The 21,934-nt window shown below is 37.0% G+C and carries 21 protein-coding genes and 2 pseudogenes; 9 read left to right on the top strand and 14 right to left on the bottom strand.

The features are described from left to right. Positions 1–78 precede the first annotated feature (78 nt). From KW93_RS14000 to KW93_RS13985, 4 genes are all read left to right on the top strand, one after another. Positions 79–300 carry a hypothetical protein gene (locus KW93_RS14000; RefSeq protein WP_033543656.1) on the top strand — a complete coding sequence of 74 codons (222 nt, stop codon included), beginning with the start codon at positions 79–81 and terminating at the stop codon, positions 298–300. Between the two features lie 58 nt (positions 301–358). Further along, complete coding sequence (locus KW93_RS13995; protein WP_033543655.1) at positions 359–799, top strand: YtoQ family protein; 441 nt, start codon at positions 359–361, stop codon at positions 797–799. A gap of 173 nt (positions 800–972) precedes the next feature. After that, positions 973–1,488, top strand: a complete 516-nt coding sequence (locus KW93_RS13990) for a DUF2243 domain-containing protein (RefSeq protein WP_442956626.1) — start codon at positions 973–975, stop codon at positions 1,486–1,488. Beyond that, positions 1,481–2,260: a cytochrome c oxidase assembly protein gene (locus KW93_RS13985; protein WP_033543654.1), complete on the top strand. Its 780-nt coding sequence runs from the start codon at positions 1,481–1,483 to the stop codon at positions 2,258–2,260. The genes KW93_RS13990 and KW93_RS13985 overlap by 8 nt, the downstream gene beginning before the upstream one ends. A 71-nt stretch (positions 2,261–2,331) precedes the next feature. On the opposite strand, the gene KW93_RS13980 is transcribed toward KW93_RS13985, so the two are convergent. The 4 genes from KW93_RS13980 to KW93_RS13970 form a co-directional block, all read right to left on the bottom strand. Further along, on the bottom strand, positions 2,332–3,669 hold the full coding sequence (locus KW93_RS13980) for a DUF2254 domain-containing protein (RefSeq protein ID WP_033543653.1): 1,338 nt from the start codon (positions 3,667–3,669) through the stop codon (positions 2,332–2,334). A gap of 112 nt (positions 3,670–3,781) precedes the next feature. Then, complete coding sequence (locus tag KW93_RS13975) at positions 3,782–4,144, bottom strand: hypothetical protein (protein ID WP_033543652.1); 363 nt, start codon at positions 4,142–4,144, stop codon at positions 3,782–3,784. Between the two features lie 380 nt (positions 4,145–4,524). Next, the gene (locus KW93_RS17520) at positions 4,525–4,668 is read right to left on the bottom strand and encodes a hypothetical protein (RefSeq protein WP_161787047.1); all 144 of its coding nucleotides are present in this window, start codon (positions 4,666–4,668) and stop codon (positions 4,525–4,527) included. Between the two features lie 256 nt (positions 4,669–4,924). After that, positions 4,925–5,731 (bottom strand): aldo/keto reductase family protein, encoded by an 807-nt coding sequence (locus KW93_RS13970; protein WP_033543651.1) that lies wholly within the window; start codon positions 5,729–5,731, stop codon positions 4,925–4,927. Positions 5,732–6,171: 440 nt separating this feature from the next. Here KW93_RS13970 and KW93_RS13960 point away from each other — a divergent pair, with 440 nt between their 5' ends. After that, positions 6,172–6,960 (top strand): IclR family transcriptional regulator, encoded by a 789-nt coding sequence (locus tag KW93_RS13960; protein ID WP_033543649.1) that lies wholly within the window; start codon positions 6,172–6,174, stop codon positions 6,958–6,960. Positions 6,961–7,124: 164 nt separating this feature from the next. Beyond that, complete coding sequence (locus tag KW93_RS13955; protein WP_033543648.1) at positions 7,125–8,111, top strand: aldo/keto reductase; 987 nt, start codon at positions 7,125–7,127, stop codon at positions 8,109–8,111. A 172-nt stretch (positions 8,112–8,283) separates the two neighbouring features. Here KW93_RS13955 and KW93_RS13950 read toward each other — a convergent pair whose 3' ends face one another. Together KW93_RS13950 and KW93_RS13945 are read right to left on the bottom strand one after the other, a co-directional pair. After that, on the bottom strand, positions 8,284–9,003 hold the full coding sequence (locus tag KW93_RS13950; RefSeq protein WP_033543647.1) for a metallophosphoesterase family protein: 720 nt from the start codon (positions 9,001–9,003) through the stop codon (positions 8,284–8,286). Positions 9,004–9,673: 670 nt separating this feature from the next. Then, positions 9,674–10,117, bottom strand: coding sequence for a hypothetical protein (locus KW93_RS13945; RefSeq protein WP_033543646.1), 444 nt, complete (start codon positions 10,115–10,117; stop codon positions 9,674–9,676). Between the two features lie 162 nt (positions 10,118–10,279). Between KW93_RS13945 and KW93_RS13940 the strand changes: the two genes are divergently transcribed. Beyond that, entirely contained in the window at positions 10,280–11,146 is an 867-nt protein-coding gene (locus KW93_RS13940) for a helix-turn-helix domain-containing protein (protein ID WP_033543645.1), read from the top strand. 138 nt (positions 11,147–11,284) lie between these two features. On the opposite strand, the gene KW93_RS13935 is transcribed toward KW93_RS13940, so the two are convergent. From KW93_RS13935 to KW93_RS17865, 7 genes and pseudogenes are all read right to left on the bottom strand, one after another. Then, entirely contained in the window at positions 11,285–11,851 is a 567-nt protein-coding gene (locus tag KW93_RS13935) for a GNAT family N-acetyltransferase (RefSeq protein ID WP_033543644.1), read from the bottom strand. A gap of 33 nt (positions 11,852–11,884) precedes the next feature. After that, positions 11,885–12,496 (bottom strand): HAD family hydrolase, encoded by a 612-nt coding sequence (locus KW93_RS13930; protein WP_033543643.1) that lies wholly within the window; start codon positions 12,494–12,496, stop codon positions 11,885–11,887. 94 nt (positions 12,497–12,590) lie between these two features. Next, positions 12,591–13,148, bottom strand: a pseudogene (locus KW93_RS16820) (kinase); the annotation flags it as partial. Between the two features lie 550 nt (positions 13,149–13,698). Next, entirely contained in the window at positions 13,699–15,150 is a 1,452-nt protein-coding gene (locus tag KW93_RS13920; RefSeq protein ID WP_033543642.1) for a DUF5677 domain-containing protein, read from the bottom strand. Between the two features lie 150 nt (positions 15,151–15,300). After that, positions 15,301–16,338: a protein kinase domain-containing protein gene (locus tag KW93_RS13915; protein ID WP_081987030.1), complete on the bottom strand. Its 1,038-nt coding sequence runs from the start codon at positions 16,336–16,338 to the stop codon at positions 15,301–15,303. 957 nt (positions 16,339–17,295) lie between these two features. Beyond that, on the bottom strand, positions 17,296–17,985 hold the full coding sequence (locus KW93_RS13910; protein ID WP_033543640.1) for a hypothetical protein: 690 nt from the start codon (positions 17,983–17,985) through the stop codon (positions 17,296–17,298). A 128-nt stretch (positions 17,986–18,113) separates the two neighbouring features. Then, positions 18,114–18,277: pseudogene (locus KW93_RS17865) on the bottom strand (IS256 family transposase); the annotation flags it as partial. 81 nt (positions 18,278–18,358) lie between these two features. On the opposite strand from KW93_RS17865, the gene KW93_RS13905 reads away from it, so the two are divergent. Continuing rightward, entirely contained in the window at positions 18,359–19,270 is a 912-nt protein-coding gene (locus KW93_RS13905; RefSeq protein WP_152602467.1) for a helix-turn-helix domain-containing protein, read from the top strand. A 482-nt stretch (positions 19,271–19,752) separates the two neighbouring features. Here the strand turns inward: KW93_RS13905 and KW93_RS13895 are convergent, their stop codons facing one another. Continuing rightward, positions 19,753–20,631 (bottom strand): helix-turn-helix domain-containing protein, encoded by an 879-nt coding sequence (locus KW93_RS13895; protein ID WP_033543637.1) that lies wholly within the window; start codon positions 20,629–20,631, stop codon positions 19,753–19,755. Positions 20,632–21,114: 483 nt separating this feature from the next. Between KW93_RS13895 and KW93_RS13890 the strand changes: the two genes are divergently transcribed. After that, entirely contained in the window at positions 21,115–21,657 is a 543-nt protein-coding gene (locus KW93_RS13890) for a hypothetical protein (protein WP_033543636.1), read from the top strand. Positions 21,658–21,934: the final 277 nt, after the last annotated feature.

Genomic DNA, 21,934 nt, shown 5'->3' with positions numbered 1-21,934 from the left:
AAGCTGTTTTGCGGAATATCGGTTATTAAAAATCATAAATTCAATTAATCTAATATCTATTACAAGGAGGGGAAAGAAATGAAAGCACAGATCCTGAAAGCATTTAAGTATCAGCAGCTCGTCGACATGATGTATATGGCGAATGACGGAGGCATCAGCAAACGCCGCGTCAAAATCCTGAAAGTGAGCGGGGACTCGTTTCAGGCGTATTGTTTTCTGCGGAAAGAAAAACGGACTTTCAAAATGGAGAATGTGCTTTCAGCCATTCCCGTCGTCAAAAAAGAGCGCATGATTGTCTGAGGCCATTTCTATTTCCAAATATGATACACTGAAGGAAATGGGTTTTGGAGGGTGAATTATGAGACTGACCGTTTATCTTGCAGGAGAAATTCACAGTACATGGCGCGAAGAAATCAAAAAGAAATCCCTGGCACTTGATTTGCCTGTCGACTTTGCCGGTCCGATGGAAGATCACGACCGTTCGGATAATATCGGCGAAGAGATTTTGGGTGAACAGCCTGGTGCGGTTTACAAAGACGCGGCCGCTTCAAGCTTTAATAATCTGCGGACACGCATCCTGATGCAGAAAGCTGATCTCGTCATCGCTTTGTTCGGCGAAGAGTATAAGCAATGGAATACGGCGATGGATGCCAGCGCTGCACTTGCTTACGGCAAGCCGGTCATCCTTATCCGTCCGGAAAAACTGCATCATCCGTTGAAAGAGCTGTCCGCCAAAGCAGATGCGACAGTGGAAACGTGCGACCAGGCCATCAAAGCATTGGCTTATATTTTTGAATAATCCTTTTTGATAAGTAAAACGGAGAAAAGAGGCTCTTATCTGAGCCTCTTTTCTCCATTTTTATTTCTGTGAAATCTGATCAGCTCAGAATGATGCAAACAAATCGATTAATTGTTAAAATATTCTGTAAATAAATATTTGTCCTTACTTTTTTCGACAGAAAGGAGAATTCCATGACGATGAATCCAGCAAACGCACCATCCGGCAAAAATACGGGCAATCGGAAATTGTACGGCAGCCGGAATTTTTGGTCAGGCCTTTTTTTCGGCATCGGCCTGATTGCTTTCATGGATGAAGTGGTTTTCCATCAATTGCTTCAATGGCACCATTTTTATGATTTGGCAACGACCCGTATCGGCATCGTCTCCGATGGCCTGCTGAATTCGTTCGCCTGGTTTTCGGGCATCTTTTCTTTTTTCATGGTGGCAGACCTGCGCCGGAAAAATGCGTTCTGGCCGAAAAAGTGGATTGGCGCTGTTATTTTGGGAGCAGGAAGCTTCCAGCTGTTTGATGGGCTTATTAACCATAAAGTGCTGAACCTCCATCAAATCCGCTATGATGTCAACATTCTGCCTTATGATCTGGTCTGGAACATTCTTGCGGTTGTGCTCATCCTGATAGGCGTATTCCTCCTATCGCAGACACGCAGTTCCCAGAAAAAAAAGAAAGCCGGCAACTCTCATGCATGAGCATCATTCCGTGCCGGACGCCGGCGAATTTCTTCCGCTTTTTCTGTTTGCGGTATTACTGGCTGTTGCCCCTTATTTTTCAGCCGTTTTCCTGAGCAATAAAAAACAGCGGAAATGGCCCACTTACCGGATTGTTTTTTGGTGCCTTGGCGCTGTCAGCATCGCGGCAGCCCTGATCGGCCCGCTCGCGGACCAGGCGCATGCGGATTTCCGGATGCATATGGCGGTCCATCTGCTGCTTGGCATGCTTGCGCCGCTCTTAATCGCTATTTCACGCCCAATGACTCTGCTCCTCCGTACACTGAACGTGTCCAGCGCCAGAGGAGTGACTGCTCTATTAAAAAGCGGCCCTTTCCGTTTAATGAGCAATCCGATTACTGCTGCCTTCCTCAACATCGGGGGGCTGTATGTGCTTTATATGACAGCTCTTTTCCATTCCATGCACCAGTCACCTCTTGTTTATGCGCTGGTTCATCTTCATATTTTTCTCGCCGGTTACCTTTTCACGGTTTCCATCGTTTATTTTGATGTAACGCCGCATCGCTTCAGTTTTTTATTCCGTTCCATCGTGTTGATCATTGCTTTGGCGGGGCATAAAATTCTGGCGAAGACGCTTTACGCCAGCCCTCCTGAAGGGGTACCGCGGTCCGAGGCGGAAGCGGGCAGCATGCTGATGTATTACGGCGGCGATGCGATCGATGCTTTCCTGATTTTCTTTTTATGCCTGCATTGGTATAAAGCTGCAGCGAAAGGCGAGGCCTCTTTCTTCTGAAGCCATGTTATCCGCCCCATTCCGGAGTAATTCAATAGAGCCCTTATTCGGATTCGAACAAGGGCTCTATTTTACTTTGTGATCAACTTCTCCTGCTGCAGGGAAGCTGGAACCATTTCCATAGAAGGAAGCTGGTAATCAGGCTGCTCTGTCGCTTTGGCAAGTTCATCTATTTTCCGCTGAAGATGTACCAGGTCCAGCTTTTTCATCTTTTGGAAATCAACGCCGTCCAAAATATACAGCTGCGTATTCCATAAGGTCTCATAGCGTTCAGCCGGAGCACTTTTAGCTGCAATTTTCAGCGATTCGGACATAGCGGATAAGACAGAAATATCGTCTTTTCCGTATTCAGAAATTTGATAGAACGTATGATACAAAATCGTGTGATATGCTGAAAAATTGTACAGCACACGGTTCCGTTCTGCGGAATCCGTGAACACCCAGCCATTTGTCTTAAGTTCGCCCATTTTTCCGAGCAGGCGGCCGACCCGGATGAGAATTTCATTGGCTGTGTTCGGGTCATTCAAACTTGGTGAAATTGCGCGGATTGCCACTTCCATCAGTTTCTGCACCGCATATCCGAGATCCTGTTCCACAGTCCGTTCATTGCCGATCTTATAAAACTTCGCAAATGACTCTTCCGGTTCCTTATCATGATAGACATACAGGAGAGGCATTCCTTCAAAAACATATTCCCCTGTTGTAACGGCCACTTCAATTTCCATATCCTGCTTTTCCGCAAATTCCATTAGCCGGATCAAATCAAAAAACTGAACATATCCATCGTGATCAGCCTGGATCACCCGTTTTTCTTTGACGGGTTCCCATTTATCCAGGGTAACATAATCTTTTTTCTGCAATTCCCTGTAGTTGGAAATGACATTTTCCGCGTCTGCTGTCAATTTATTGATCAATGCCGTAACCTGGACATTTGAAGACACAAAATGGATGTAATACGCAAATGCCGCCACGCAGAAAAAGGCGATCAGGATGCCGATACTCGGCGTCAGCACTTCGTGGCCGAATGTCTTGTCCTGCATATAAAGCAATGACAGCGATGCATAGACGAACCCTCCAAGAAAAATACCAAGTACGTTTCGTGTGACTTTGCCGTGGACGAAATTTTCGGGGCTTCTTGGAGAAAATTGCGAAGTGTAAGTAGTGAGGACCACCAGGACGGTGGAGAAGGTGAATGTAGTCATTGTCAAAATTGCCGCTGCCAGGACTCCCATGATATCTTTTCCCAATTCCACATTGACCAGCAGGATGGATGGGATGTACTCCAAAAATCGTCCGACCAGCACCAGGTCTGTGTAGAAGGTCGCGATAGACAAAATAACCGCCCCTGCACAGTACATTGCCGGTGTCAGCCAGATCTGCTTCTTCATCACATATTCCGAAAGTTTCATCTGTCTCTCCCGCCTTTCCTATTAAATTAAAATTCTTTTCCCGCTTTTCCGAAAAACAAACCTGTTTCAAAAACAAAAAAGAAGCAGGAACCTGTCTGTCAGGTTTTCTGCTTCACGTTATGAATTTTTCCCGTTTGGCCTCATGGTGAAGAGGCGTCACGTAAAAAAGTTCTTTTGGGCTATTTCTGGACAGCTGGTAGAGACTGCAGAAAACTTTTTCTGTGATTATGTATTGCTGCATGCAATTTGGCAGCTCTTTCATTTTCTCCGTTGCCGCTTCCATCTCGACGTCCCATATATCCACCCAGACAGTTTCCGCTTTTTTATATGTATTCAATCCGTCATCAAAAGTGATTTCTTTCATTAAGCGGGCGAACAATGTAATAACCGTTGATCCATTTTCCACATTTACATCTTTTGATCGGCGAAAAAAATACTGGACTGATTTTTGAAGAGCATATTGATTTTGTGGCATCTCAGAAAACTCCTTTTTATAGTAGAATTTGTCCTTCTGAAAAGATGATTGCCTTCCGTTTAACAAATAATAACTCCTTCAAAAACTTTTCCGGGCCCTTAGCGGCTGATGGATGACAAAACTGAAAAACCACGTGCATTTCTTTCTTCCTATAAACTATATAACACTATTCCTCTTGTATATTCTATAAACAATTATACCCATAGCCATATAATACACATTACCCACTATATATTGTGTTAAACCCCATTTTCAAAAAATTTTTAAAAGAAGAATTTATGAATGTTTACGTTTCATGCCATGTAATTATTACTATGAAGAAAATTATAAAGCGGCCGGAGACTGATACTCTACGGCCGCTTCACTTTAATGTATATGCGTCATCTATTAACATCCAAACGATTACTAAAAATCAGAGGTTTTGTCTCTTTGAAGCTCTTTACTTCCGATTTTATAAAGAATATTGATGCAACCGCTGCGACTACTATAATTAAATTAGTCACGACTGGTTTTGTTTTATCCATTTCATTCCTGCCACCTGTAAAATTGATTTTTATTCGTTAAAGCTTCGATTGTTCTTTACTTTAGCCACTACTTGATCCAATTCCTTTGCAAAAAAGATTTCAATAGTTGATTTAACTTTTAGCATGAACTAATACGTTATTTTATATAATTATATGTTTAAAATATCTAATGATAGTATGGTTAATTGTTCAGAAAATAAAAAAGCGTTTCATTTTGATGGAATTCTCCAAAATGAAACGCTTAACCCCTCTTTAATTAAAGTACAGCAATACGTTCACGATCATTCGCTGTTAGTTCAAAGTCAAGAATATCCAAACTCTGAGCCTGGCGGTCTTTATTGTGAGACTTCGGAATGACGATCACATCACGTTCAATCTGGTAACGCAATAAGATTTGTGCGTATGTCTTTCCATACAGGTTGCCTATTTCCTGCAAGACCTGCTTTCCATTTTCATCGACACCTTTTAATGGAGACCATGCGACAGTTGCAATATCATTCGCTTTATTATACGCAATTAACTCTTCATTCCATTTTCCAGCATGGGATTCGATCTGGTTCACAGCCGGTTTAATTTTGCCGTTTTCAAGAATTACGTCCAGATGTGCTTTTTCAAAATTGGAAACACCAATCGATTTGAACACACCGCGGTTATAATAATCTTCTAAAACACTCCAGGCTTCCAGAATCTCTTCATTATTGTCCCACGGTGCATGGATCAGGAATAAATCAATATAGTCCGTCCCTAATTTCTCCAGGCTTTTCTCGATTTCAGAAACCGCCCAGTCCCGACCAGCGAAGCCTTCAAATGTGTTCAGTTTGGTAGTGATGAAAAAATCCTCACGTGGCAGAGCGGATTTTTTCAACCCATTTCCGACAATTTCTTCATTGGCATAGACTTGAGCAGCATCGAAATGACGGTAGCCATTTTCAATTGCCCAGTCAATTTCCTGACTGTCTCCTCTTAAAGCACCTGTGTATTCGTGGCCCACCTTACCGTATGTATTTGTCCCACTGCCAATCACCGGAATTTCCACGTTATTATTCAATTTAATCGTTTTCATCTCAATTCCTCCTATTTTTTCATCTTACCTTTACCGTAAACCCAAGTATATCAATTCAGATTTGAAATCACTTTCGTTTGAACTTTTGCATCCGCATGTTCTTTTGATCCCACTTTTTGTTCTACTACACCAAACTAGCTTTGTGCAGGCAGCTCGTCCGATTGTGGCAAACCGTTTTTCAAGCAACGCCAATGGCACCCCAACTGTCCAATGTGCTTATATGGTCGAGAATGTAACTTCCAATGATGCCTGTTGCACCTGCAACCAAAGCTTTATTTTTACCTATGTTCATCTCCCTCCCATCATTTATTAGTTTCATGTTAGCAACAAAGATTTGAACCACCAAATTAAGCAGTTGGAGTTTCATATAATGAAACCAATCATTATATTTTGTACCAAAACATAAAAGGCCCTATAGTTGAATGAGATGAGGTGAGCAAATGGCTAGTAATGAAGTTACAACTCTTAAAAAAGGGCTTTCGGTTTTAGAGTTGGTTAAACAAAATCAAGGAATTACCTTAAAAGAAGTAATGAACTCTCTTGATTTGACTAAGTCTACGGCATTCCGGATGCTAACTACGCTGGAAGATATGAAGTATATCTATAAAATCCACACACATTTTTTTGTGAATCCCAAAAAATTCCCTACTGCCATAGACAAAAGTTCTTCAATAGATTGGACTAGCCTTCGTTCAATCTATCAAGCGTCGCAAAGTTTAGAGATGAACACATATTTTGGTGATATCGAGGGGACAGATGTTATTTATACTCGGATTCCAAATGAACAGCCGAAAATGGGAATTGATAAAAAAATTGGGAATCGGGTGAAAGTTCATCAATCTGCGTTGGGAAAAATCATCTTGGCACACTTAGAGGAAGAACAGCTATTGACGCTATTCGGCAGAATGTCACTAGAGCCCGCAACTAATAACACGTTTCAAGATCCTCAACTTTTCTACTATCATTTAAAGGCAATTCGACAAGATGGTTATGCTTTTGATGATGAGGAACACATTGTCGGAATTCGTTGTGTAGCGGTTCCAGTATTCTACCAAAACAAAGTAATGGGTGCTTTGTCAGTCGTAGCACCCCTAGAACAAATTCCAAGAAGCAGTATTAAAACTATTTTTCAAAAGCTAACTTTAAACAGCAAAGCCATTACAAAAGAGTTGGAGTTTTTAGAAACACACATACAAATCCAACAGCATCCAAATTATGCTGAAAACTAAGCGCTAATACAACATATGGAATAATCGATTAGGTGGGAAGCCTTTCGAATTTTTTTAAAAAAACAAAGGAAATTAATCTTTTAATGGCATTTTTCCGCTTGCGGAGAAATGACTAAAACCGTTCGTTAAATTACACTTTTACAAATCAAAAGGAGTGTCCAACAATGAAAAACGATGTAATCATCAAAAACAAACTAGGCCTTGGTACAGGCCCAATCGGCAATATGTTTCGCAACGTGTCTGACCAAGAAGCGATGGAGACAATTCAGTCAGCGTGGAATGAAGGCATCCGGTATTTCGATACAGCCCCGTTTTATGGAGCTGGCCTTTCGGAAATTCGCCTTGGTGAAGCCTTATCCTCCTATAAGCGGGAAGATTATGTAGTGAGTTCGAAAGTCGGAAAAATTATATTGGACGAACAGGAAAATAAAGAAGGCTTATTTGAATTTGGGCTTAAAAATAAAATCCAGACTGACTATACAGAGGGTGGAACGCTTCGGTCGATTGAAGATAGCTTGAAGCGCCTGAAGACCGATTATTTGGATATCGTTTATGTGCACGATTTATCACCCGATTTTCTTGGAGATGAGTGGATCACAAAATTCGACGAAGCGCGAAACGGCGCTTTCCGAGTACTCGACCGCCTTAGAGACGAGGGAATCATCAAAGCATGGGGTCTTGGAGTCAATACGACTACCCCAATCGAAGTGGCACTAGAACTGGAGGAGGCACATCCTGATTTGAACCTGTCCGCTACACAGTATACGATGCTTCAGCATGACCGTGCACTTGAGCGCATGATGCCGCTCACCATGGAAAAAGGCGGTGGTTTGGTTATAGGATCAGTCTTCAATTCGGGTGCTTTATTAGGCGGGGACCATTTTGATTACCAGAAAATTACGCCGGCAATCCAAAAAAAGGTGGAACGTTTTAACGATGTGGCTAACAACCATGGTATTCATTTGAAAGATGCGGCAATTCAATTCTCTCTCGCCCATCCAGCTGTCAAAGCGATCGTGACCGGATCCACAAAACCCGAACGAATCAGAGAAGACTTGCAGGCGCTTAAAACGAACATTCCGCTTGCTTTCTGGCAGGAACTTGTGCAAGCAGGGCTAATATCTCCTCAAGCACCGTTGCCAACTAACTGATATTCCCCCTTAATACGGTTTGTTTTAAAGCAGATAAATAATTTATAATATGCCTTCTAATTATAGGATGCGAGGAGCTGGTTAGGCAACGCTCGTAGCTTCCAGCGCACTTTTACAAAGAAACGAATTATTTTATTTGCTGTTCTATTTTTTACTGTGTAGTTTTACCTTCTTAAATAAATTGATCTAGATCTTTGTAGTGCACATGGTGCTGCTTAAATTCACTTTCATCAACTATTTGCAAACAATTTAGTTGCTGTTTAAAAGCGCATCCGCCATCAATTCCTATTTTATCCTTGGAAAACCAAATATCTGCGGAATTATGGATATCTGAAGTTTTTGTATGGCCAAAGATAACCTTTTTTCCAACAGAAACTTCATGGTAAATAAATGAATCTCTTATATAAAGAAAGTTAATCGATGGTTGTTCCTTCCAATTTTCAAACAATGGATCTAATCCAGCATGCACAAAAATAAAATGTTGCTCTTCATGATAAAGAGGCGTATTTTTTAAAAATTGGATATGTGACGGGTATTCCTTATTAATGAAAGTTACAATATCACCGATCGATTCATTGTTAAAATCAGGAAAATAACTCTTTAATGTTTCAAGACCTCCATACTTCAAAAATTCTTCATATGTTTTAGTGTCCTTCGTTTCCAGTAATTTTATGAACCTTTGATCATGATTCCCTCTTAATGCAATTACTTTTTCATTCTTAACCATGTGTAAAATCATTTCTAAAGTCTCCATACTTTTCGGACCTCTGTCTATATAATCGCCTAGTAAAATAAGTCTATCTACATTCGGACGATAATGTATCTTTTTCAATAATTGTTTAAAATGGTCTGCACAACCATGAATATCACTAATTACAAATAATCTTTCCATTTTTCTTTTTCATCCTTTCATTGTAATTATCAAGAATAATATAAAAGTATATCAAAGGGACATGATCTACGCGAAGAGTTAGGAGACCGTCAGTAACTATGTGTGAATAGATAAAATCTTTTCTTGTATGTTTTTAAACAACGAAGCTATCTGCACTAAAATAAAGCACAGTCTCTAGTTTCTCTATAGCAGAAAAAACATTGGTCAATCCACTTTCCTAAGGATTTTAAGCTAATTTCTTCTACTTTCTCTATTACTTTTCCTTGGTTGATTTTGTCCCAATTTTATATTCATTTATTCTATTACGTCTGTTCGCCTTCATCTTCTATTCTCCTCACATGGTTCTACAAGTGAACTATTCTCTTTAACTAGACCAAGTGAAAACTGAGATGACCAGATACATTTGGAAATAGAAGCGTTCGTAAAAGTACACTTTTGCAGACAAAAAGGGAGAGTAGATGCTAATCAAAATGCATCTTCTCTCTCTTTCTATTTATGCAGCTACCGTTAATTTCTCATATGTAACCTTCACAAGTAATCCAGCAAAAGAGAAGAAGCTCTCGTACAAGCTTCTTCTCTTCAAACACCTCTTTTCCTATTTGAAACAGTATATTTAAAGCTAATTACTATAAGCAATCCCTCAAATATTCGGTGAAGCTATTTGCACTCCCTATTGTTTTTGTTTCGCTAAAAATGCTTCAATCCAGCTGTAATCCACCGGGCCATTCGTGATGGTGTATTGGTTATTATGAAATAAAAGTACATCTCTTTCAATCATAGATGGAACCGTTATACGTTCATCTGTATATTTAAGCATGAAATGAAACTGCTCATCCGGATATCTGGTGGAGAAATTACTTTCCTCTTCTTTTTTCACTTTGTATTGTCCTAAAAAATCCACCACTTCTTTAATTGTTTCCGGATCTTCAAATGCCGTCTGTTGAAAATGAACAGCAGTTTCCGTGTTTGGTTCGAGGTAAATGAATTGCTCTATTTCCTCTCCATTCAGGACATCGACCAAGTCTTTCTCCCGATAGTCATTCCATCGCATGACCAATAGAACAATCCCAACTACTAGAATAAGCACCAACAGACTGCCAACTTTCCTCTTCATCCTCAACATTCCCCCGATTTTCAAAATCTGTATTTTTTATTTTTTTGATGCTCAACTGCAACAGTGTTTATAATTTTCCAAAAATAGATGTCTTCCTTTTAGAATATCTGCTAACCTGAACTTATTGACATTACAGTCATATTTGACTGAAAGGAAGATTAGATGGTGAACAATACCGGTACGTTATTCAAGGAGATTCGAAGAAATAAAAACTTTTCACAGGAATTTATGGCCAAGGGAGTTTTGACCCAAAGCGCGTATTCGAAATTTGAACTGGGAAAAAACGAAATCTCCTATTCGAGTTACATTCAATTGCTGGAAAAGCTGGAAATGACCCAGGAGGAATTTGCCTATATCCAGAATGAGTACAACTATAATCCGCATGAAAAGCTGCTTCTTGATTTCTTCAATCTGCCCTTCAATGATCCAAAACAGCTGAATGCGATTATCAAAACTTCTCGAGAAATATTGAAAAACGCAGAAAATGAAGTGGTCGCTGATATAGCGGTTATTTGTGAAGCGCTGATTCTGCTGGTCGAAACGAATGATATGGAGCAGGCGAGGAAAAAAGCAGAAGTTGTCTGGAGCCGGCTGGCCGATCGCCATTACTGGTATTTGTCGGAAATCAAAATCATCAACACGATCTTATTTTTATTCCCTTCCGCTGCAGCGAAAGAAATGACAAGAAAAGTGAAAACCAATTTGAAAAGGTACGGAAATTTCAAAGAGGCGAATAGATTAATCGGGATTCTGAATTTGAATCTGTCGTTCCTGTTAATCAGGGAGCAGGAGTATGCGGAAGCTTTAAGGGTTATTGAGCATGCGAGCGAAGTGTTCAAAGAATATTCCATGTACAAACACTTGGCGGCTGCTTATGTGCGGAAAGGCATCTGCTTGAGCCAGCTTACACTGTCCGAGGGCAAGGAAGAAGCGGATAAAGGAATTCTGATGCTGGAACTTCTCGAAGACTATACGTTGAGGGATATTTTGATAGGTGAGATGCAGAGGTACGGTCAGTTCCAACAGTAGCAGGCTCGTACATCTACAAAAAATAGAGAAAGAAGAGGTACTGTTATCAGCCTCTTCTCTCCCTATTCAAGCAGCTTCCGATAATTCCTGATATGTAAACTAATCTCTCTATCAAAATTTTAAATATCGCTAAAATTATTAGTCATTCTTTAGATAATCTTCTTGGAGAACCCCCCAAACCGCACAGTCCTTATATTGATTTTTTGAATTGCGGATCATGTCTCTAATTATTCCCTCCTGCTGCATTCCAACTTTACTCATGATTTTTCCAGAAGCCGGATTGTCAGTATTGTGAGCTGCAGAAATTTTATGAACGTTCATATGACTAAAACCAAAATCCACAACGGCTCTCAAAGCTTCAGTACCGTATCCTTTATTCCACCAGCGATACCCTAAGGAATAACTGACTGCACAATTTCCAGTGGTATTGTCAAAGTCATATAGATCGATTTCACCGATTAATTCCTCAGTCGTCTTCAATTCAATGCCCCAGTAACAGAAATCTTTTTTATTATATCCATTAATAATTTTAACTACTCGCTCAGCGGTTTCCATTACAGACTTATGAGCTGCACTGACTCTATTGTCGGTTACACGTTCGTCCGAAAGCCAGTGGTCAAAGATGTCTTGTGCATCCTCATGGTTCAATTTTCTCAGAATTAGCCGTTCGGTTTCTATTTTCAGTGTTCCTGCATATGCAATCAAATCTCCAACTCCTCAGAACTTTCTTTTCCGGCTCTAAAAAATCCTTAAAAGATCTTCAAAATCATCAATAACTTCTTCATAATCGCTTACTTGTCCAAATCCGTATTTTGCATAGACAAAAGGGATACCAGCAAATCTTGCTGCCTTTAAATCACCTTCTGTATCTCCTATATAAACCGGTTTTGATAAGTTATTTCTCTCAATGATCAGGTTGATGTTTTCTCCCTTTGACAGGCCGGTTCTCCCAGGGTTTTCAAAATCCAAAAAATACTTTTCCAAGTTATGATACTTGTAAAAAACTTCTATATAGCCATCTTGGCAATTGCTAACAATATAGAGCTTATATTTTTGAGAAAGCTCTTGAAGGACATTCTCTACATTTTCATAAAGAGCGCCTCCCTCTTTTTCCAAGAATTCATGTTCTACCTCACAACATTCTTTTACTAATTGCTTTCGTTGCTCATCACTTAATGTCGGAAAGAGTTTCCGGCTTATGTCATCCATCTGCAACCCCATAGTTTCTTCAAAATCTGCTCTGCTCAATTCACTATTGAGTTCTCTTTTTAAAATGCTGTTCCAAGCAAAAAGAACAGTATCTATGGAATCCCAGATGGTTCCATCCAAATCAAAAATGATACTATCCAACTTATTTCCCCTCCTTTTTTATTACTTTTAAATTCGTTTCAAAATACTCAATCGCTTTACTCCTAATTAATATTTTTAATGGAGCATCTGTCTTTTAAGTGACGCTATATATGTAATCTGCGTTTTCTATTGGTTCTTCTTCATTATGATAGTAATCTTCAGCTAACCAATATCGTGTTTTATATTTTTCAAGTCTTGATTGATCATCCCCAAGATACACATCACGTCCTAGAACTCTCTTAAACCTCAGTTCTTGAGGATAATCAAGAAATATCTTGAAATCAAAATAACTCCGCCATTCTTTTCTTTGTAAAAATACACCTTCGATAATAATCACTGCACTAGACGGCACCTTCACATTTTTATCGAGTATAGTGTTACTTGAATTATCATAAAAAGGTAGAGTTAAAAGACTAGTTTTACTACGCAACTTTTTGAACAATTCTGCTTGAATCAAATTGATATTCCATTGAAGATAGTAATATTCGTACCATTCTTCATATCCTGTTTGGTAACGTTTCTCTCTTTCAACAATATAATTATCGATATGCAAAATTATAGTTTTACAATTAGCTGCCTCTAATTCATTTTTGAGCTGCAAGGTAAGTGTGGTCTTCCTAGATCCACCTAATCCATCAATCCCAATGATAAATGGTTGTTCTTGGGAATATTAATTTTTATATTGAGATAATAGAGTTTCAGTCAATTTAACTAAATCCAAATTCATTACCCCCAAACTCTTTTTGTGAAAACAGTATTATTATTTAACTCTACTGCTCGTGTAATTGAATTAGAGAAACTCTTATTGAACATTCACACCCTAGTTAAAGAAGGAATTTCTCTCTACTAACCTGAAAATATTTTATCTTAATTTTCATAATTCTATGTTTTATTATATCACTCTCTCATTATGTCAATTGAATACCGCTAATTAAGAATGTGAAGTATTAAAAGCCTCTTTGGATATACCCGTAAAAAAAGAAGAAACCATTTGCAGGTACCTTCTCTTCCGATAAAATTCTGATAGGTAAACTTGCTCAATAAAAGAGTAATCAAATGAACTCTTCTTGCACAGCTGCAGAGTTACACCTTATCCATACCCCAAACCTTCTACACTTGGCATCTATTTCTACAAAACAATACCAGTTCTGTTTAAGCAATAACTTTACTTATTCAAAGTTGACTGAGATTAATTAAATAAATCATGTCATATTGAGAAGTGGAACTTTTTCATTAGGATACAATTCAAATAAAATCTCTATAATCTTATTGCACAAATCAGCTGCATCTCCAACAGTTGTCGGAAGTTTTTTGTTCTCATTTGGAATCCTATGCAATCTGTGAAGGGGATTTCCGCAAATTGTAAATTCCATACTTCTCAATGAAGACCATTGCCCATGAGCAAATCCTGAAGTCCAATCATAATAACTATTATAAACATCTTTTACGCGAGCAGTTTCACTCATTGCGCGTAAGTTTGAGTTTTCCCAATGCCCCAAATTAATATTACTAAATTCTTGCCATTGGTCCTCATTTGCCAAAGCTTCTAACGTATCCAAAGAAACAAATTGAGGTTGCTTTTCTAATTCATCTATTTTTAAAAATGCTAATTTAGCTTGTCCTGAACCATAGGAACGATAACTTAACCATAATTGCTCATCATTTTTCTTCACTAAATAAGCCAAAGTAATATAGCATTCGGCAATCGTTCTTAAGCCCAAACGACCAGTAATGCCGTTTTGAATACCTGAATCGGTTAATTCTTTTAAGATATCAAGGCAATACAAAGTGAACGCAAAGGCCGCTTCATGTTTAGCATCAATTGCGGAAGTAGACCTTGATTCATAAAAATGCTCTATGATGGTATTTTCAACTTCATTCAAATTTGGCATCATTAAAGGCGTTAAATCTGATTCTTCCTCTTCCTTTACATTTAAATCCCAACACGGGGAATTGTGTAGCGCCTCGGTCCAAAATTTTTCTACCCATACATTTTGTTTACCCATCAGACTCATAGCGTTTTCACAAGCACGTATAGTCGGACGAACTCTTCTCATATCTCCTTGTTGCGGGTAATAAAAAATATTTTCTGCTTCCGAACCCATGTGGAGTTTACCCTTAATCATTAAATAGTAGATTCTGGCCCAACGACAATCTGTGGCCAATTGCGATTGATGATCAATCATATTTGCTACGCTACTATATAATTTTGCTAACTCAATTTCTATTTTTTCATCATTTAAACTAATGTGTTTTTCTAAAAGGTCCTTCTTAGGGAGAGAATTGAATATAAGCAACGGTTTTAATTCTTCAGCTAAAAATAATTCCTTAAATAAAAAATTGTAAAAGCTTTCAATTTGTTCATCTGGCATAGCAGCAATAGATGTAAATGATAACTCTTCCGGCCTTAATTCTTCGTTTCTATCGTAAAAGTATTTACTTATTTGCCTGATATAATCTAAACCAACTAACCTTTCATTTAAATGAATGATTAAACCAATCCAAAGGAACTCTGGCAAACGATTATCTTTCCACGAGGTTTTCGTCAAATTCTCTATCTTCGAAATTGGTGGATGCAAATTCTTCCCTTTTCGTTCATGCTGAGCAATAGTAGTATGATTCCTCTCTCTTTTTTCTCTACTTTTTCTTCCCAACTGATTTCCTCCTTTAATTCAACTTTATGTAACTATTAGTCAATCACCAAGTAGGCTTAATTAGCAGAACAAATGTAACTAAGCTTTATTTAAATGAAATCTCTTTAAACATAGATCATCGCTAAATTGTTAGCCTATGTAAGAAATAATTTACGAAAGAGTAGGATAAACTTTTTCAACTAAGGTTTTATACAATTCTTGAACACTTTGAAAACGTTCTTTTTTATCGGAAGAAATGGCTTTTAACACAAAATTTTTTAAAGCTTCGTTTTTCTCTTTTGGATAATTGGATTGTTTGCCAGTCAATATAAAATAAACCACTTTGGCAAGAACAAAAGTTTCGTGTTCAATACTATAATTTCCAAAGCCAATTCTACTTAAATCGGAGTAATCATTTAAGGCCCCTTTTATATCAGTTCCTTGTCTGGTCAACTGGCTTTCGGTAATTTTAACTAATCCGAAATCCGAGATTTTTATAATTGAAGATTGATCATCGAAATGCTTTAGTAAGATGTTCCGATAACTGATATCTCTATGTAAAAGACCTTTTTCATGAATATAGCTAAAAGCCTTGAGCACTTGACCAACTAAACTTTTTCTTTTATTTAAAGATAAGTTTTGATTTTCAAACTTCATGTATTCCTCAAGTGTTTGATCAGCAAATTCCATCGTATACTCATTTTTATTCTTATCATATTTATGGACTTTGATAATATAAGGCGAATCAAGTTTACTTAATTGCTCAAACTCTATTTCAAACCTTTTTAATTCTTCCTCACTTAATTCTGGTCTGGCTCTTTTGATTGCAAAATCTAAACCATAATTAGGATCTTTGTAATGAAACACTTGGGCATATGAACCCCCGCCAATTAATTTTAAGCGAGCATTCACGACTTTTTCCTGACTTGGGATGCTTATCGAAGAGGCAGGAACAAAAATTGGCCGATAATCAATAGTCTCGATTATCGGAAATTCTTCAGGGATAGTGCTGCCTCCCGAAGAACTTAAAAAAGTGCTGCATTTATCTATGATTTCTTGATAGGCATGATCGATTTGATAAGTATCTTCAAAAGGTTCTCTTTCAAGAGTTACGAGAATAATTCTTGTCTCTTTAAGGAGGTCAATCAATTCGCGACTTTCATTCGCATTATAATGCCCTCCTCTACCTGGACTATTTTTATGATTCATAAATGAAAAGAGGTTGTTTAGTTTGCTATGAATGACAGAAAATATATGAGACAACGTTTCATTTGAAATATCATCATAAAAATTTTTATATAAAACTGCTTCCTCTGCATCGGAACGTAATGGCGCTAATGACTGAAGCTTTATTTTTAAAAAGTTCTCAAAGTTATTTATTTTAATCTCTCCTCATAGAAATTACTTCCAAAACTACCATCTCTTCTTATTATAAAGTCTATTTTGTAAAAGGTTTAATATTTCTCTTGTTCCGGCATTAAAAAGTTTTATAGTTATACTGCGCATCTCTTCAGTATAGTTTTAAGAATACTTGTTCTTTATAAAACCGTTCGTAAAAGTACACTTATACAGACAAAAGGGAAAAGCCATGCTGATCAGCACTGCTTTTCCCTTTTGTATTTTGCGATTAGTATTACTGCGGCTTCCTAAAAATTCCTGATATGTAAACCTACTTTTTTCAAATAAGCCCTACTTGCCAGCTTTCGGCCTTATAATTCTTGGTGTCAATTATGGATAAAATTTCCACACGTTAACTTCATGCACTATAAGAATTGTTTATACAGTTATTTATACAAAATATTTTACGCTCTCTGCACTCTAGATGAACTACAATCGTATAGTTCAAAGTCCTAAACCTCTCTACCATATTCACAGTAGAAACATCTAGGGCTTTCATCAATCAAATACTTAGTAAATGTTAAGTCTATGTTGCTTTACTGCTTGTGCATATTTTTGATTAGTAGTTAGATCTTAAAATGTTTTCATTAACAATTATTTTTTATTCTCCCCATACGTTGTAATTAGAATGGAAATAAAAACAGTAAATGCCAATATAAAATATTGAATTATACCCGGTTCTAAAAATGAGAATATTAGAATTAAAGAAATCACGAAGAATAAAATAGATATCGTAAGCCTCTTTTTTTTAATAATAACCCAACCCCTTTACTGATATTTAAAACCATGAACTCCACTTTTAACACTATATTTGAAGTAACTCGCTCTTGCCGTTTGGCCAGCGTAAATACTCCACACAAAAGAATTCACTGCTAGTGCAACTGCAATACCAACACCTGGAATTAATAAACCTAGAACAAGTGATGTGGCTGCAATACCACCAGAAAGTATATTAGTTACAGAAGTTTTGCTTAACCAAAGCTCAAATCCCCACCAATGAAAAGTTACTTTATTTATCCCATTTTTAGTAGATAAAGTGGAATATGTAGGATACTTATCAATATATTCAAGAGAATTAGATAATTCATGGTTTTCGTTACCGTTCGCTTCAGATTCTTCCTTGATTTCATCATCAGTGACTATAACTTCAAAAACATTGTTATCCAGCTCTTTAATCTTATCATTTTGATTTAACAAAATATTCATCTCTGCTACTTTTTCTTCCACTGCAGCCAATTCTTCAGCGGAAATTTCCTCTTTTAACATATCTAAGTTAGATAATTCATAAGTATGACCTTTAGTTATAATGTATGGATTTACTTTTTCAATTAATTCTTCTGTAAAATTGACTTGTTCATATTCTTGTACAGTTGCAACTTGAGATTGTGCAGAAACACTTGGCGAAATTAGTGAGATAAACATTGCCGATACAATTAAACTATAAAGAAACTTCTTCAAATTAATAACCCCTTTTCTCTTTATGTAATATTTTGTAACCACTTTGTAGTGTGTTTTATAAACTCACATAAATAGAGCCCGTCAATAATTATGTGTAAATAAGTAAAAACCTTTTCGTATGTCTATGTTCAATAATCCTGTTTGAACATCTCCGCTAGCTCTGCGCGAGCTTGATCGAATCGATATGGCAGCGGATGGAGAAGTTCAGGATATAGTTTTCAAATTGGGAAACCAGGAAGCGGTCCAAGGAATCTTCATTCGGGAATTGCTCCTTGCGCTTGCTGTATTTTTGGTTAACCCCCTTTTATTAACCAAATATCCATTATGGTAATTATCAAATCCATACTATTCACCTCCTGCAATTAACGTTACAATGAATTACAAAGTTTCTAACAAAATATTCTTAAAAGAAACTTTTGGAGGTATTATGCAAAAATACGGAGAAGCGATTAGAGGAATTAGAAAAAGCAGGGTCATGACTCAAAAGTATGTAGGAAAAGGAATACTCTCACAGGCAGCCTTCTCTAAATATGAGAGGGGGTTGACTGACATCCATTCTTCTGCATTCATTCAAATACTTGAGCGTTTGGGGATGTCTTTAGAAGAATTTGAATATGTATATTATGCATATAGTTATCCAACGACAAAAAAAATATTCTATAAATTTTTCAATTTTCCTTACAACCGAGTCGAGGATCTACATGAACTCATTATTGAAATCGATGCTTGTCTATTAGAACAACCTATTGAGGATCTTGTTAACATTAAAAGAATTTGTAATGCATTGATTTGTTTAAATCAAGAAAAAGATATACAAAAAGCTAGAGACTATGTCGAACCAATATGGATAAAACTTTCGAAACTTGATCAATGGTTTTATACTGATATATTATTTATCAATGCAATTCTCTATTTCTTTCCAAACGATGTGGCTACTGAAATGGCAAAAAATGTTCTGTCTAAAATCGAAAACTATAAGGATTTTCAGGATTCTAACCAACTTAAAATCACTTTTAAAATCAACTTGTCTTTGCTTTTAATCAAAGAGAGAGACTACCATACGACTCTAAACTTGTTAGAGGATACTCTAAAAATGCATAAACAAAGTATGTCTTATCAAAGTTTGGCGCTAACTTTTACTCGTATTGCTATTTGTAGAAAGATGCTTAATATCGAAAAAGAAGTGTATTATTTAGATCAAGCTACTCTCTTATTAAAGATTTACGACCAACAAGCACTACTTCAACAATTAATACAAGAATATGAGCATTATACGAATATATAGGAAAACGAATTTATCATAAAAATAAAGGTGTAGTGAGAAACGCATTTCCACTACACCTTTATTCGATTCAGCTTATTGTTAAGTTGAATTATCTCTTCTATATTTTTTTTATTTTCTTCAAACCTACGAATATTCTCCAAATAATTAAAATCTATTGTATTTGGTTATCCGACTCATTAATGTCTCTTATGTTTTTCAAAATGTTTTCTATTTCGGCAAACCTATTATTTATTTTTCTTGCTTTTGATTTGTTCGAAATTTTTTTAGATAAAAGCGGATATGTTCTCAATTCAAAGCTAGATAATTCTGGAATTAAAGCGTTCGTAAAAGTACACCTCTCTGAACGAAAAAGGGAAGAAACCTCAACAGAGTTTCTTCCCTTCTGATAATCGGATAACATGAAAACCAAATTACTTTTATAAGTTCAATTTAGTTTTATAAAAAACTACAGGAAACTAAAGCAGCTGAAACCGTTCCTTCTGCTACTCACTAAAATCTAGATTAGTCGGTTGCGCCGGCAAACTTTCCTCTAAAAGCATATTTGTTGCAGGTACTTTATCCGTCACTTCTTCAAAGCGGAATCCGTCTGCCCAAACTTTACCCTTGCCAATCAGTAAAACACCAAAATGGATAGAAGCACTGTCTTCCGGGACATCCAAAACAAGTGAATAATGGTTCCAATCTGTTGTTCCCTGAATTGAACGGTTATCCATATTGTCAAATTGAACTGTATCCCCGTTGGCGTTATCAATCCGAAGCCAAGCTCCGCATTTGTCTGCATGTTCTGTTTTTAAGAAGCAAGAGAGCTTCAGGCGCTTCCCTTTGTACTCTTGAGCTTGGAAACCCTGCATCATTGTAGCGAATTGCTGCTCATCCGGCTCACCTTTTGCATACAATAATCCTGATTCCGTGCCTGTATGACAGACCGTTGAATCTGTCATTAATCCATATAATTCGGTGTTAGATCCACTTAAACTCCAGCCTTTGATATGTTTACTTATATTCATTTCTTTCTCCTCCTCTATCATTCTCATGGTTTTCATCAATTTCCGGTATTTCCCGGGCGGTAATGCGTAGACTTCCTTAAAAGCTCTGGTAAATGCCTCTTGGGATTGAAAGTGAAAATGAAAAGCAATCGTTATTATCGATTCGTCGCTATGCAGTAAAAGCATTGCAGCCATCGCCAATCGACGCAGACGAATGTATTCGCCAATCGACTTACCCGTTTCTTCCCTAAAAATACGAAGTAAATGGAATTTCGAATAGCCAATCACCGCTGGAAACACATCGAGTTGAATCTCTTCCCTCAGATTGCTCTCAATATATGAAATAGTTTTTTGAGTTACATCGCTGTACTGCATTCCGTTCACCCCAAAATTATCATACCGCATACAATGGGAATTTTTTTGATTATTCTTGCTAAATTTGTTGATTCATTGTTTTCTTTGTATACCAGCGTTTGAAAAATTTAATTTTCTCAGTCTTACTTTAAAGTGCACCAAATAAACCCGTTCGTAAAAGTACACGTTTACGAACAAAAGGAAGGAAAGAAGCTCTTTCTATCACTTCTTTCCTCCCTATAAGCCGTCATATGTTAACTAAGACTTTAGCTATTTCATGATCCCAGGTTTCTAAACTTACTATTCTTTAGAAAGAGGAACAAATAGGGAGAATCTCAAAACTAAAATTAAAATTAAGAGCAGGGCAATCGTGCTCAAACTAAATGTTGTATTCATAACAATTACAAAATAGTTCGTGCTTATTAAGAAATTTATCTATAGACTAGGTATATATTGTATAAAAATGTAACTTCGCAACAGATCATTTATTAAAGGGGGAAGTAAATGTTAAAGAAGCAATCTACCGTTGTTGACTATTCCTTACTTCGAAAAAGGACCCTACGTTTATTTCTCATTACGACAATCGTTTCTTTTCTTTGTTTTCAAATCGGCAAAAATTCGTTTTTAATAAACATGAGTTATTCACTGCATGAATTTGTTTCTGGGATGACAAACTTGTTGTTTTTTACTCCGATTCTCTTTATGTTTTATGTTTTTTTCACAATAAAGCATATTCAATCAACTAAACCAAAATTCAAGCGTACTAAGAGGATCGTACCAACAATTCTCCTGCTTGCCACTGTACTCTCAATTTATACCGTCTTTTATTATCAACTCCATGACATGACAAGTTCTGGGATATTGCCTATTGACTTCAAAACGCAAGAGGAAAACAACTATTACTTATGGATAGATGATAAAAAAATCAGTACATCTCAAGATATTTATGATGGGGTTAAGGTAAAAGAAGAATATCACGGAAGTTTTTCGTGGAACTCACTAAACCCTGAAAAAGGGAAATTAATTTCTATTAGGAATTTTCGTTAAACCTTTTTCTAAGTTCTCATAAGAATTTGCAAAAGAGCTTTTTACAGACAATAGAGAGAAGAGGTGTTTGAAATAGCCTCTTCTCTCTTTAACTTTAATCAGCTTTCGATAATTGCTAATATGTAAACCTATATCTTTTTAAGATTCAAGCTATAAAACCTTACAGAATAGCATTCTGAATGTATCATTTTTTCTAATAAAAATAGTTCGAAATGATTTTAAGGTAATGTCAGTGGAATCAAGGAACTGAATGTAACTTAATTACCAATAAGTTACA

The organism is Planococcus sp. CAU13 (assembly GCF_000775575.1).
Lineage (GTDB): Bacteria > Bacillota > Bacilli > Bacillales_A > Planococcaceae > Planococcus.
The sequence above is the reverse complement of the archived record's forward strand: the minus strand, read 5'-3'. Positions and strand labels throughout refer to the sequence as shown.

Coding starts and splice junctions, on each gene's coding strand:
- KW93_RS13995 (WP_033543655.1), top strand. CDS start 359: ATGAGACTGACCGTTTATCTTGCAGGAGAAATTCACAGTACATGGCGC.
- KW93_RS13980 (WP_033543653.1), bottom strand. CDS start 3,669: ATGAAACTTTCGGAATATGTGATGAAGAAGCAGATCTGGCTGACACCG.
- KW93_RS17520 (WP_161787047.1), bottom strand. CDS start 4,668: ATGGATAAAACAAAACCAGTCGTGACTAATTTAATTATAGTAGTCGCA.
- KW93_RS14000 (WP_033543656.1), top strand. CDS start 79: ATGAAAGCACAGATCCTGAAAGCATTTAAGTATCAGCAGCTCGTCGAC.
- KW93_RS13890 (WP_033543636.1), top strand. CDS start 21,115: ATGTTAAAGAAGCAATCTACCGTTGTTGACTATTCCTTACTTCGAAAA.
- KW93_RS13945 (WP_033543646.1), bottom strand. CDS start 10,117: ATGAAGAGGAAAGTTGGCAGTCTGTTGGTGCTTATTCTAGTAGTTGGG.
- KW93_RS13895 (WP_033543637.1), bottom strand. CDS start 20,631: ATGCAGTACAGCGATGTAACTCAAAAAACTATTTCATATATTGAGAGC.
- KW93_RS13940 (WP_033543645.1), top strand. CDS start 10,280: ATGGTGAACAATACCGGTACGTTATTCAAGGAGATTCGAAGAAATAAA.
- KW93_RS13985 (WP_033543654.1), top strand. CDS start 1,481: ATGCATGAGCATCATTCCGTGCCGGACGCCGGCGAATTTCTTCCGCTT.
- KW93_RS13950 (WP_033543647.1), bottom strand. CDS start 9,003: ATGGAAAGATTATTTGTAATTAGTGATATTCATGGTTGTGCAGACCAT.
- KW93_RS13915 (WP_081987030.1), bottom strand. CDS start 16,338: ATGAATCATAAAAATAGTCCAGGTAGAGGAGGGCATTATAATGCGAAT.
- KW93_RS13955 (WP_033543648.1), top strand. CDS start 7,125: ATGAAAAACGATGTAATCATCAAAAACAAACTAGGCCTTGGTACAGGC.
- KW93_RS13990 (WP_442956626.1), top strand. CDS start 973: ATGACGATGAATCCAGCAAACGCACCATCCGGCAAAAATACGGGCAAT.
- KW93_RS13960 (WP_033543649.1), top strand. CDS start 6,172: ATGGCTAGTAATGAAGTTACAACTCTTAAAAAAGGGCTTTCGGTTTTA.
- KW93_RS13975 (WP_033543652.1), bottom strand. CDS start 4,144: ATGCCACAAAATCAATATGCTCTTCAAAAATCAGTCCAGTATTTTTTT.
- KW93_RS13905 (WP_152602467.1), top strand. CDS start 18,359: ATGAATTACAAAGTTTCTAACAAAATATTCTTAAAAGAAACTTTTGGA.
- KW93_RS13970 (WP_033543651.1), bottom strand. CDS start 5,731: ATGAAAACGATTAAATTGAATAATAACGTGGAAATTCCGGTGATTGGC.